This window comes from Larkinella sp. VNQ87 (assembly GCF_049445795.1).
Classification (GTDB): Bacteria; Bacteroidota; Bacteroidia; order Cytophagales; family Spirosomataceae; genus Larkinella.
On record NZ_JBMSDT010000003.1, the window covers coordinates 350209 to 363110 of the forward strand.

The 12902-nt window shown below is 51.4% G+C and carries 11 protein-coding genes; 8 read left to right on the plus strand and 3 right to left on the minus strand.

Annotation, left to right across the window (positions count from 1 at the left end; translation table 11 throughout):
- Window positions 1–315 precede the first annotated feature (315 nt).
- Window positions 316–1554 (minus strand): TonB family protein, encoded by a 1239-nt coding sequence (locus ACO2Q8_RS06650; RefSeq protein WP_423343999.1) that lies wholly within the window; start codon window positions 1552–1554, stop codon window positions 316–318.
- Window positions 1551–2141: an RNA polymerase sigma factor gene (locus tag ACO2Q8_RS06655; RefSeq protein WP_423344000.1), complete on the minus strand. Its 591-nt coding sequence runs from the start codon at window positions 2139–2141 to the stop codon at window positions 1551–1553. Before ACO2Q8_RS06655 ends, ACO2Q8_RS06650 begins: the two co-directional genes overlap by 4 nt.
- Window positions 2142–2252: 111 nt before the next feature.
- Here ACO2Q8_RS06655 and ACO2Q8_RS06660 point away from each other — a divergent pair, with 111 nt between their 5' ends.
- Window positions 2253–4112, plus strand: coding sequence for a YfbK domain-containing protein (locus tag ACO2Q8_RS06660; RefSeq protein WP_423344001.1), 1860 nt, complete (start codon window positions 2253–2255; stop codon window positions 4110–4112).
- A gap of 86 nt (window positions 4113–4198) precedes the next feature.
- Window positions 4199–4903 (plus strand): hypothetical protein, encoded by a 705-nt coding sequence (locus ACO2Q8_RS06665; protein ID WP_423344002.1) that lies wholly within the window; start codon window positions 4199–4201, stop codon window positions 4901–4903.
- Window positions 4904–4960: 57 nt separating this feature from the next.
- On the opposite strand, the gene ACO2Q8_RS06670 is transcribed toward ACO2Q8_RS06665, so the two are convergent.
- The gene (locus tag ACO2Q8_RS06670; RefSeq protein WP_423344003.1) at window positions 4961–5233 is read right to left on the minus strand and encodes a helix-turn-helix domain-containing protein; all 273 of its coding nucleotides are present in this window, start codon (window positions 5231–5233) and stop codon (window positions 4961–4963) included.
- A gap of 282 nt (window positions 5234–5515) precedes the next feature.
- Here ACO2Q8_RS06670 and ACO2Q8_RS06675 point away from each other — a divergent pair, with 282 nt between their 5' ends.
- The 6 genes from ACO2Q8_RS06675 (at window position 5516) to ACO2Q8_RS06700 (ending at window position 12766) form a co-directional block, all read left to right on the plus strand.
- Window positions 5516–5719, plus strand: a complete 204-nt coding sequence (locus ACO2Q8_RS06675) for a hypothetical protein (RefSeq protein WP_423344004.1) — start codon at window positions 5516–5518, stop codon at window positions 5717–5719.
- Window positions 5720–5738: 19 nt separating this feature from the next.
- Complete coding sequence (locus ACO2Q8_RS06680; protein ID WP_423344005.1) at window positions 5739–5933, plus strand: hypothetical protein; 195 nt, start codon at window positions 5739–5741, stop codon at window positions 5931–5933.
- Between the two features lie 195 nt (window positions 5934–6128).
- Complete coding sequence (locus ACO2Q8_RS06685; RefSeq protein WP_423344006.1) at window positions 6129–6665, plus strand: type II CAAX prenyl endopeptidase Rce1 family protein; 537 nt, start codon at window positions 6129–6131, stop codon at window positions 6663–6665.
- Window positions 6666–6691: 26 nt separating this feature from the next.
- Window positions 6692–7843: an HlyD family efflux transporter periplasmic adaptor subunit gene (locus ACO2Q8_RS06690; RefSeq protein WP_423344007.1), complete on the plus strand. Its 1152-nt coding sequence runs from the start codon at window positions 6692–6694 to the stop codon at window positions 7841–7843.
- A gap of 42 nt (window positions 7844–7885) precedes the next feature.
- Window positions 7886–10042 (plus strand): peptidase domain-containing ABC transporter, encoded by a 2157-nt coding sequence (locus ACO2Q8_RS06695; RefSeq protein ID WP_423344008.1) that lies wholly within the window; start codon window positions 7886–7888, stop codon window positions 10040–10042.
- Between the two features lie 264 nt (window positions 10043–10306).
- Window positions 10307–12766 (plus strand): OmpA family protein, encoded by a 2460-nt coding sequence (locus ACO2Q8_RS06700; protein WP_423344009.1) that lies wholly within the window; start codon window positions 10307–10309, stop codon window positions 12764–12766.
- Window positions 12767–12902: the final 136 nt, after the last annotated feature.

Sequence of the window (12902 nt, forward strand, 5' to 3'; positions counted from 1 at the left end):
CATCGTTGGGATGTGGGTTTGATTTGCATTCATAACAACTGTTCCGTTTACGAAATGTTTCAACAGACGTTAAAGGGCGCAAAGATAATGGTTTCGCCCAACCTGTGAAGCCCAAATTGGGTTCGTCGGGAAAAAAGCAGGAAATCCTATTAGTAGCATTCAGCCGGTTTTTGGCTAAGAGTAGGTTCTGAAAGTACAATTTTCGAACAAAAACCAATCGAACGGAAGCCATAAACGTTTCCGGTTTTCCGGCGCTGTGCTTTCAAACGACAGCGTGCATCGGTCAAGGCTTTCTTTTCAGGAAAGACGAGTGCGTCAAAACACAATGTCCTGTTCCACAACCTGGGCAAACGGTTTTCCGTGACGGTGGATGGGTTGCCAGCGGGGGCCTTCCCGGAGCAACCGAACGGCTTCTTCGTCATAGCCGTAACCCAGCGACTTTACCACCTTGAATTGGCTCAGTGCTCCGTCGGTATTGACCAGAAACCGTACACGCACGGTGCCCGAAATGCCTTTCCCTTGTGCTTGGGGCGGTGTCCGGCGGTTTTGAGCCAGGTAGGTCAGAAAGTTTGCGGGGGCCAGCGCATGGGGGCGGTTGTCCGGTTTTGTCCGGGCTACACTACCTGTCAGCTCTCGTTTCGCCTGGGCCCCATAGCCCACCACGACCACCTCAGCCAGCCCTTTGACATCCGGAGCCAGTCGAATTGAATCAAGCGATTGTTGGCCAGGCTGAATTTCGGTTTTGAGGTAACCAACGGAACTAAGCTGAAGAACGTCATTTTTCGAAACCTCCGGCAACTGAAACCGCCCGAGCGAATCAGTCGTCGTACCGCGCGGGGTGTTTTTAAGCACAACCGAAACACCGGCCAGCGGCTCGTTATTTTCACCCACCACCCGACCGCTGAGGGTCCGCCCGTTTAACTTAGCTGCCGGGGCAGCCGCCAGAGCTTGTTCATAGACGCGTTTAGGCCGGGGTGTTGCCGGCTCCGATACAACAAAAAGCTCTTCTCCTTGCGGAGCATTGGCGACCCGCTCGCTTTTCGACAGAACTAAACTATCCGGCGGTGCCGTCTTTTTCCGAGCCGCGAGCGGTTCGCCGGGCGTCGTTGGTACTTCCACTGGACGGGCTGGAGAGGATAGTTCGACAGGCGGGGCGGGTTTTTCAGGAGGTTTTTGGGCGTCAGACGATTGAACAGGGCGTTGCATCGCCTGCTCAGTGGGCGGTTTTTGGGGTAACCAGACCAACCAGCCGATCCCGAGAGCCAGTACCACCGTGGCCGCCGTAGCAACCGGGAGCCAGAACGGCCACCGGCGGTTTTTTGATTCACCCTGAATCCGCGTTTGCAAGCGACCCCGCAGCTCGGTCGAAACTTGTTTTAGTGGAAGCCCTTGCTGCTCAATGGCTTCCAGGCCCTCCAGCGCGTCGGCATACAGCGGGTTTTCCAGCAACAGCCGTTCGACCCGATGTTGTTCCGGGGCCGAAAGCAAACCGGCCCGGTACCGTTGCAGGTCATCGGCGGTCAGGAAGTCTTTCGGTGGGTTCGGGTCATTCATGGTGTCGCTTCAGGGTTTCGTTTTTCCAGGCAGATTTTCAGGTTACGGCGACCGTTTTGCAACTGACTTTTCACCTGTTTCAGGTCCGAACCGGTCAGTTCGGCAATTTCGGCGTAGGTCTTCTGGTTGAGGTAAAACAGCGAAATGCTGGTACGCTGTTCGTCGGACAAGGTTTTCAGGCAGTCGTCCAGGTGAGAAAGTCGGTTTTCCAGTTCAAAACCGTCGGTTTCGGGCCAGGCCGTCGCGGGCAGGTCGATGGCGTCCGGTTCTTCGCCGAGGTTGCCCGCCAGTCGTTTCCGGTGCCGGAGCTGCATCAGGCAGTAGTTCCGGGCGGTCGAATGCAGCCAACTCTTAAAATTCTGAATCTCATAGCGTTGCAAATCGGTAATCAACTGTTCGAACAACTGCATCACGGCATCCTTGCTTTCGTCCTCATCGCGCAGGTAGCGGTAACAAACCGCATACACCAACTCCATATACCGCTCGTACAACGCCCCGAGAACCTCCAGGTCGCCCGTGGCCTGGTAGGTCGACACGTAGTCGGCATCGGTAACGGGTTTCGGGGTTCGGAATCGCTTCAAAAACATACGAGGAGCGCGGTTGCCGGATGAACTTACAAAAAATGTTTCGGTACCGTATGGAATTCAACCCGGCGCTGCATCCAATGGAGAAAAAAGCTCCACCAATTCCATACGATCATGCGCACTTTTTTTTCACTGATCATCCTTGGGCTGCTGTTTGTCTCGACCATTCGGGGCAACCGAACCGTTACTGGTCGCGTCACCGACGCCATCACGAGCCAGCCATTGCCGGGTGTCACTGTCAAAGTTAAAGGGACATCGACCGGTACGACCACCGACGCCGACGGCCATTACCGCATCACTCTTCCAAATGGCCTTCAAACGCTGGTTTTTGGGCATATCGGTTTTCAGACAATGGAAGTAAAGGTACTTAAACAAAGGGTGGTCGATGTGCAACTTAATACCGATATCAAACAATTGCAGGAAGTAGTGGTGGTCGGGTATGGCGCGCAGCAGAAACGAAGTCTGACGGGCGCGGTGCCGACCATGCCGCTCGGGGTGGCTCACGAAGCCTGGGTAACCGCTCCTGACAACACCGAAGATTATAGCAAAATTGACGAACCCGGTTTTCGGAGGGTACAAAATCAGCCGGTCACGACGTTTTCGGTGGATGTCGACCGGGCCGCCTACGGCAACATTCGGCGGTTTCTGAATGGCGGTAACCTGCCGCCGAAAGATGCGGTGCGGATCGAGGAAATGGTGAATTATTTTGAATACGACGATCCGCAGCCGACGGGCAACGATCCGGTCGCGGTCCGAACCGAGTTGTCCGAATCACCCTGGAATCCGGGGTTGCAACTGCTGCGGATTGGGTTGCAGGCCAAAACCATCCCGACCGATAACCTGCCCGCGTCAAATCTGGTGTTTTTGATCGATGTTTCGGGTTCGATGGATGCCGAAAACAAATTGCCGCTCGTCAAAGCCGCGTTGAATTTGCTCGTCGATCAGCTTCGGCCGCAGGACCGGGTAGCAATGGTCGTTTACGCCGGAGCCGCTGGGTTGGTGTTACCGTCGACGCCGGGCAACGAGCGGCAAAAAATTAAGGAGGCCATCAGCCAGTTGTCGGCGGGTGGCTCGACGGCGGGTGGGGCCGGTATTCGGCTGGCGTACCAGGTGGCGCAGGAAAACTTCCGGAAAGACGGCAACAACCGCGTCATTCTAGCCACCGACGGCGATTTCAACGTGGGCGTTTCGAGCGACGCCGAGATGCAGCGGTTGATTGAGGAGAAGCGTGAATCGGGCGTTTTCCTGAGCGTGCTGGGCTTCGGCATGGGTAATTACAAAGACAACAAACTGGAAATCTTGTCGGATAAAGGCAACGGCAACTATGCCTACATCGACAATTTGCAGGAAGCACAGAAAGTGTTCGGGAAGGAGTTCGGCGGGACGTTGTTCACGGTGGCGAAGGATGTAAAGCTACAACTCGAATTTAACCCTGCGCGGGTGCGGGCCTACCGGCTGATCGGTTACGAAAACCGGATGCTCAACAACGAAGATTTCCACAACGACCGCAAGGATGCGGGCGAAATGGGGTCGGGGCATACCGTTACGGCCTTGTACGAGCTTATCCCGGCGGGCGTCGAAAGCCGGTATTTGCCCAAGGTCGATCCGCTGAAATACCAGCGGGAACCCAGGTTGGCGGCCGGGTCGGACGAACTGCTGACGTTGAAAATCCGCTATAAAAAACCAGACAGTGACAAAAGTCAGCTCTTCAGCCATGTCGTAAACAACCAGCCTCAATCCTGGAACAATACCTCGGCCGACTTCCGGTTTGCAGCCTCGGTGGCCGGGTTTGGCCTGTTGCTGCGCGATTCGGAGTTCAAGGGAAACGCCCGGTACGAGCAGGTTGAAACGCTGGCCCGGCAGGCGCTGGGCCGTGATCCGGAAGGCTACCGCAGCGAGTTTATCCGGCTGGTAAAACTGGCTCATTCGCTGGCCGAAGGCTCGGCGGTGGCAAAAAAATCCGGCGAAAAGTAAACGGTATTCCAACGGTATTTCCAAAACCGGGGTCATAAATTCGGTAGCGCTGCCACACACTTTGTTAAAAACGAAAAACAACGAGAATGAAGTTTGTAAAATGGACGTTTGCCGCTGTCTGGTTATTCGTGGGCGCGGCTTGTCAGGACAGTGAAGTTGACCCCGGAGGACCGGTGACAATTGTCAATTCCGATTTTCAGGCCAATACCGATGGCTGGGCGGCCGAAATTACCGATTATGCCACCACGCAGGAGGAGATCATCGAGTTTCAGTCGGGTCATAAGGCTTTACCAGCTCCGCTGGATGCCAACAAGAAGTCGTTCATGCTTTCGAGCCATAACCGGAGCGATGATCTGTTTATGTTTCTGAAAAAGAAGGTGACGGGTCTGGAGCCGAACCAAACGTACCGGGTGACGTTTGATGTCGAACTGGCTTCGCAGTATGCCACCAACAGCGTCGGCATCGGCGGGTCGCCGGGCGGGAGCGTTTTTCTGAAAGCCGGGGCCTCAGTTACTGAACCGAAAAAGGTGAAAGAAGGCGACGAATACCGCCTGAACATCCCGAAAGGTAACCAGGCCGAAGGGACCGAGACGGTGCCGGTTTTGGGGAACATCGGCATTGGCGACGATGCGACGGGCTACAAGCTGATCCAGCGCTCGAACGAGCAACCGATCACGATCAAAACCAACGACGCGGGTGAACTCTGGCTGCTGGTCGGCACCGACTCCGGTTTTGAAGGGCTGACGACCTTGTACTACAACAAGATCAAGGTGGTGGCCGAAAAAGAGTAAGAATGAGTAATTAGGATCGAAAACCGCCCGGTTGTTACGCCGGGCGGTTTTTTTGGTTTATAGGCTAGCCCATTTCTGCCGGAAGGGTTGCGTTCGCACAGCCTGATTCAACAAATCCGGACTGTTTTGGGTCAGAAAGTCACTCGGGCTGAGCCCGTACACGGCCACTAATTTCTTCATCCTTTTCAGCGACAGCTTACTTTTCCCATTTTCCAATTGGGAATACGCCGATTGGGTAATGCCCAGTTGAAGCGCCAGAAATTCCTGCGAGTAGCCGAAGAGGTGGCGCAGGCGCAGCATTTTGTCGGTCAAGTCGGTTTCAGTTTCCATAAGTTTAGAATAGGTTACCTGTTTGTGAGTGACTTTCTCTGCTCAGACGCGTCTAATGCTTAAAAGTCACCCTGTTTGTTCGATTATTTTTTGCTCACCGGTAGAAACAGGCTTCAGATGCTTGCTACTGATAAATTGATAAGTACAAATTATTCTTTTATAAGTATTGCTAATCAGGATCAATAAAGCTATTGTCCATCTTTGTACCAACCAATCACCGCTGCTCACCGGCCCGGGAAGAGGAGATGGCGGGAGGTTGGGAGATCTAAACTTTTAATTGACATGGTTAAGGAATTTAGTGTAAGTCCTGAATGGCAGGAGATTGACAAAAAAGACCTGCGGGAAATCAATGGCGGATATGGTTATTGGGAAGGGCATTCTCAAGGTGCTGCTATCGCCGGGAAAATGTTTTGGAGTGGAGTTAAGGTTTTAGTCGATGGGATAAAGACCGGAATTAAAAACACCTTAGATCATTGTGCCTGTTAATTTAAATTATTCAAAACATATGAAAGGTATAGAAAGGTTTGAAGATTATGGTGTTACAGAGCTGACAAATGTTCAGATGAAAAATTTCAACGGAGGAGGCTTTTTAAGAGATGCTGTCAGCTTTGTTGGGGAATGCATTGGAACGGCTATTGGTGGTGTTATATGCGCATTTAAATGTCTTTCGAATCACCTTGGTGCTACTCAGGCTAAATAGCAACTAATAAAACTATACCTGCTGCTGTTATTTTTATAGTACAGGTATAGTTTTTGTAAATGATTCACTAATAAAATGTATTCTGCTAATTTAAATATAAGACTATTAATTGTTCTTAGATTTTACTTAATTACCTTTTTTGGAAGTTTATTATTGTTTTTTTTAGGACGATTTACGAGTGAAATTCTCTCAAAAATGTCTTCAGAATTATTAGTAGGTAATCCTAAAAATAGTAGTGACTTTATTAAGAACTATGGAGCCTTGGGAGCATTTGTTATTCTTGTTTTAAAAGCTCCATTAATAGAGGAAGTCTTATTTCGCAGTTGGGTTATACCCAGTAAATTAAATATTTTCTCGAGTATTTTAATATTTTCCTACTTTCTTATTGTGTACTTGTTTAATGAAAAAATACATAATAATATTATCCTTGTTAATATCTGGTTAGTTATAAACGGTTTGTTTATCTCTAGCTTTTTGGATAGGGAAATGTGTTCAAGGGCTTGTAATTATTCAAATATATTTATTATTATATCTGGGATTATATTTGGCGTATCTCACCTTATTAATTTCGATTTGTCAAAATGTCAGTGGTATATTTGTGTTCCTTATATATTCCCGCAAATATTTTCTGGTATAATATTCGGTATTGTTCGTTATAAATATGGATTCTGGTATGTTGTCGCTGTTCATAGTATGATTAATCTAACGTCTTTTCTTGCTGGATTTTTCTGAAAAATAGCAATTTAAAGAGATATAGGATGCATAATTATGAATTTATAGAGTACTTAACTCTTTCCTACCTCCCCCGCATTACCGTCCGCAGCCAGCTTTTATACACTACGGTTCTGCTGGCCGTCACGGCGGCAATCGTCGCGCTGCCGTTTGTTTACGTAGATATGTCGGTGCAGGCATCCGGGTTGATTCGGCCGGTGGCCGAACGGAGCGAGGTGAAAACGACGGTGGGCGGCACCGTGGCGGCTTTGTGGGTGGGCGAAAATCAGCCGGTTCGGGCGGGCCAGCCCCTGCTGCGGCTGCAAACCGATATACTGGATACCAAACTCCGGCTACTAACGACTCAGCAAACCGAAAAACGGGCCTATATCCGTGATCTGGAACGATTGACTACGGTAACGGACAGTGAACTGCTATCGGTCAAGGGCTTGGTTTCCCCGCTCTATCGGCAACAGTACGAGCAGTTTCGCTACATGGCGCAGGAAAACCGGCAGACCCAGCAAAAACGGAAACGCGAACTGGACGTCAGTCAGCACTTATACAACGACAAAGTAATTCCCCGGGTGGAGTTTGAAGACAACGAGTTTGCCTACCAAACCGCTTTGGCCCAATACCAGACGCTGGTCGAGCGCCAGCGCAGCGAGTGGCAAACCGCCCTGACCGAACACCGCCTGGCCCTGACGGAACTGCTGGCGCAGGAACGGCAACTCCGGCAGGAGCGGGACCTGGCAACCATCAAAGCGCCCGTTGGCGGCACCATCAGCCAGTTGTCAGGGCGTTACGTCGGCAGCACGGTGCAGGCCGGTGAAGTTATGGGGCTGATCTCACCCGATTCTACGCTGGTGGTCGAATGTTACGTCCGCCCGAAAGACATCGGGTTGTTGCAAACCGGGCAAAAAGCGCGTTTCCAGATCGACGCCTTCAACTACAACCAATGGGGCTTGCTGGACGGGCAGGTGCTGGAGGTGGCTAACGACTTTGTTCTGGTTGAGAATCAGCCGGTTTTTAAAGTCCGTTGCCGGTTGGACCGGGCTTATCTGACCCTGAAAAACGGTTATCGGGGACATCTGAAGAAAGGCATGACGATTCAGGCCCGGTTTCTCGTGGCACGACGATCCCTCTTTGAACTCCTTTACGACCAGGCCGACGACTGGCTGAACCCCGTCGCGAAGTCCTGACCTTGCCGAATTCTTATTTTCTTTGTCTGAAAACACACCACCATGAACGCCCGCGTGAACGTCAAACAGCGCGACATAACCGACTGCGGAGCAGCCTGTCTGGCTTCCGTGGCCGCGCATTACCGGTTGCTGATGCCCGTGGCCCGGATTCGGCAGATGGCTTCTACCGATCAGAAAGGAACCAACGTGCTGGGGTTGATCGAAGCGGCCCAAAAACTCGGTTTTCAGGCCAAAGGCGTAAAAGGACCCTTTGAAAGTCTCGCTAAAATCCCGAAACCGGCCATTGCGCACGTAGTCCTGAAAGGCGTTTTGCAGCATTACGTGGTCATTTATGCGGTGACTGCCAAACATGTGGCGGTGATGGACCCGGCGGATGGCCGCATCCACAAAAAAACACACGACGAATTTAAGGAAGAATGGACGGGCGTGCTGGTGTTGTTGCTGCCCGACGAGACGTTTAAAACCGGCGATGCCAAAACATCCGTTCTGCAACGGTTTGGGCAATTGCTCCGTCCGCACCGGGCGGTATTGGCACAGGCGTTGTTCGGGGCGGTTGTGTACACGTTGCTGGGCCTGACCACCTCGATTTATGTGCAGAAAATTGTGGATCATGTGCTGCCGGAAGCCAATCAGAATCTGCTGAATCTGCTCAGTGTGGTGATGATTGTGTTGCTGCTGTTGCAGTTGTTTATCGGCACGGTCAAAAGTATCTTCAATTTCAAGACGGGTCAGCGGATGGATGCGGCCCTGATTCTGGGCTATTATAAACACCTGCTCAAACTCCCGCAGACGTTCTTCGATACGATGCGGGTGGGCGAAATTGTATCGCGAATCAACGATGCCGTCAAAATCCGGGCTTTTATCAACGATACCGCGCTGAACCTGATCGTCAATGCGTTGATCATTGTTTTCTCGTTTGGGTTGATGTTTACCTATTACTGGAAACTGGCGTTGGTGATGCTGCTGGTCATTCCGATGTATGCCGCGCTTTACTGGATAACCAACCGGATCAACCGAAAAAATCAACGGCGGTTGATGGAAGATGCCGCTGAACTGGAGTCGCAACTGGTCGAATCGCTCAACGCCATGTCGACAATCAAGCGGTTTGGCCTGGAAGACTACGCGGGCTACAAAACCGAAACCCGGTTTGTCAAACTGCTACAAACCATTTTTCAATCGGGCAGCAGCGCCATTTATGTCGGAAGCGTTTCTGAATTGATTTCCCGGTTATTCACGATTATTCTGCTGTGGGTCGGAGGCTGGTTTGTGCTGCATCACGAAATTACGCCCGGCGAATTGCTTTCCTTTTATGCCTTGATCGGCTACTTCACGGGTCCGGCGGCCAGCCTGGTCAGTGCCAACCAGACTCTTCAGGATGCGTTGATTGCCGCCGACCGCTTGTTCGAAATTATGGACCTCGAACGCGAGACCTCCGAAAACCGAATCCGGTTGACTAAAGAAATGATCGGTGCTATTACCTTTCGGAACATCTCGTTCCGCTATGGCTCAAGGGTTATGGTTTTTGAGAATCTAACCGTCACGATTCCCGTCGGGACCATCACGGCGGTGGTGGGCGAAAGCGGCTCCGGCAAATCGACCTTGCTATCGCTGTTACAAGGGCTCTATCCGCTCCAAAACGGCAGTATTCATATCGGGGAGTACGACATCAAGCACATTCATCCGGCGAGTTTGCGGCAAATTGTTGGCGTTGTGCCCCAAAAGATTGATCTATTCGCGGGCAACGTGCTTGAGAATATTGCCCTGGGAGAGCCAGAGCCGGATATGCAGCGAATCATTACGATCTGTCAACAGCTCGGCATTGCTGATTTTATTGAGAAGCTCCCCAACGGTTTTCATACCTATCTGGGTGAAAACGGGGTTATGTTGTCGGGCGGCCAGAAGCAACGGCTTGCCATTGCGCGGGCGTTATACCGAAAACCGGAAATCCTGGTTTTTGACGAAGCTACGTCGGCGCTCGACTCGATTTCCGAGCAATTCGTCCAGCAAACAATTCAGGCGCTTCGCGACACCGGGACAACCATTATCCTGATCGCCCACCGGCTGAGCACCGTCCGACAGGCCGATAAAATTCTGGTCCTGGCAAATGGGCAACTGATTGAAGAAGGTACCCATTACGAACTACTGAATGAAGGAAAAGCGTACCGCTATTTCTGGCAGCAACAAACCGGGTATAATTAATCTCCATAATTTTTGAACAGCGTCGGACCGGCTTGCCGGTCCGACGCTGTTGTTTTTGCGCCATCCTTCGCGTGGCCGGTTTCTTCGCTGGCATGATTTATGCACCGGGTTTTGTTACTGGAATTGAAAGTTGTACGCTTCCTTTTAGAATTTTGCTTGTAAAAGCAATAAAGAAAACGTTCGTCGGATCATCAGAATCTGTTTCAACGCTAATATCGACTTAACCGGTTTAAATGGTTTCGGTCTCTTGCTCCATTGTGGAAAATGAGTACTTGTCTACGGAAATACGGGTGCAAACTGGTGATCACGGGCGGGCTTTGGCTGGGGATAATGACTTGCCTTTATGCGCAGTCAGATACACTTTGGCAACACGCCAATCGCCAGTATACGTTGAAAGCGTACGGATTGGCGATTGAGTTGTATACCAAACTGTTGGCGGAGTCGTCGGGCAAGCTACCAACCGAACAGCGGATTACGGCCAAGGCTAACCTAGCCCATGCGTATCAGTTGTCCGGCAATCTGAAAAAAGCAGAGGAGGTTTACCGCGATTTAACAGCGCATGTAGAACTGACCGGCACGCAGGCCGAGAGTTACCTGCATTTTGCCCAGACGCTGGCCAGTAATGGAAAATACAGCGAGGCACAAGTTCAATATGATAAGTACAAAAAGCTAAAGGAGAAAGCCGAAGCGCCCCCGTTTGTCAATCCGGAAACCAGCGTGATCGGGAAGAAAACGCCGACGCGCTACCGGCTGGAAGTGTTGTCGCTCAACACCTCGAATGCGGAGTTTAGTCCGATGTTTTACCGTGACGGGCTGGTTTTTGTGTCTGGGAAAAAAGCCAGTGCCGCTATCGAAACCGCCAGCAAGGGCGGAGGGAACACCTACCTTGATTTGTATTATATTCAGGACCGGCAACAACTGAAAGCCAGCCAAATCATCAACGCCGATGGCTCGGTAACAAAACCGGTCGCCGTTAGCAGCAAAGATCGCCGGGCCAGCAGCCTGCGCAGCCGGGCAACTGCCAACGACTCCCGCACGCTGGGAGGGTACACGGGGGGCGTTAACATCTCGGACGGTTTGCGGTTTTCAAAAGGCGCTCAGCCGTTCAGCCGGTCGATCAACAGCCGGTATCACGAAGGCCCGGTAACCTTCTTCAGCGACGGGTACCGGATTGTGTTTACCCGGAACAACTACGACGGTCGGCGGGTGCGGCAAAGTGCAGAGGGGGTTACGAATCTAAAACTCTACACGGCTACCCAGCAAAACGGAACATGGACCAACATTGAAGAACTGCCCTTCAACAGCGATGATTACTCGGTAGGGCATCCGGCCCTGAGCAAAGACGACCGGCTGCTGTTTTTTGCGTCCGACATGCCGGGCGGTTTTGGCGGAACCGATTTATACGTTTCCCAAAACGAAAATGGCAAGTGGACAAAACCGGTCAATCTGGGTAAAGAGATCAATACCAAAGGCAATGATTTATTCCCGTTCGTCGACGAGCGGGGCAATCTCTACTTTGCTTCCGACGGCCGCAAGGGTTTGGGCGGGTTGGATATTTTTTACGTTCCGCTGGCGAAAGGGGCGGTGGCCGGACCGGTCGAACACCTCGACGCGCCAATCAACTCGGACCTGGATGACTTTGGGATGATTACCGATGGCAACCGGAAAGGCGGCTATTTCAGTACGAACCGGCTGAAAGGCAACGACGATATTTTCCGGTTTGTCCGGCAAAGTTCGCTCTATGGTTGCCGGAACCTGACGGTGCGGTTTTTCGATGAAGGAACGAAACAACCCCTCGACAGCGTCCGGATCGAAATCAAAGCGCGGGGTGAGGGGCAAAAAGACCGCACCGTCATGACCAAAAAAGACGGGCTGATGCAGTTGTGTCTGGAAACCAACAACGACTTTATTTTTCGGGCATCCAGAGACAGTTACATTACCTCCACGGTCGGTTTTTCGACCCACGGCCTGACCGACGATTCGCCCTCGCGGCTGGAAATTTCGCTCGTACAACCACCCCGCGTGATCGATACGGTTCAGTACGTGCCGCTCGACACCACCAATGACGGCTGGGATATTGTGGATTCGAAGAAAGCGCGGGTTCGGGGCGTGGTCATGAGCGAAAAAGACCGAAAGCCGATTGAAGGGGTAACCGTTAACCTTAAAAACGACTGCGATGGGGCCATTCGGCAATTCATCACCGGGGCCGATGGCCGGTACGAATTTGAATTGACCGAAGGGTGCGATTACACCCTCAGTGCCTCAAAGGAACGGTACGGAACCAACACCAGCCGGATCAAGAAAATCGCCCACAAAAGTACCGCCAAGGTGCTTTCGGCCGATTTGAATATGCTTCGGGTGGGCGACATCGTTCAACTGGACAATATTTATTACGATCTGGACAAATGGACCATTCGGGAAGAAGCGTTCCGGGAACTGGATAAACTGGTCGCCACGATGCAGAAATATCCGTCGCTGACGGTAGAAATCCGATCGCATACCGATAGCCGGGGTGATGCTGTCTACAACCGGTATCTGTCGGCGCAACGGGCCAACTCCGTGGTGAGCTACCTGGCATCGAAGGGAGTTAGCCGCAAGCGCCTGATTGCCGCCGGGTATGGCGAATCGCTGCCCCTGAATAAGTGCACCAATGATGTAGACTGCACGGAAGCTGAACACCAGCGCAATCGCCGGACCGAGTTTAAAGTCTTGTCAATTAAATAGTTGATAGTTTTTAGTTTGTTGTTTATGGTTGAATTAACTAGTTAACTTTCAGTACCTTATTTAAACTATAAACCATAAACTGTAAACTTATTTTAACGGAGTACTTCAGTAAATTTGGGTTGAGATAATTAAAAAA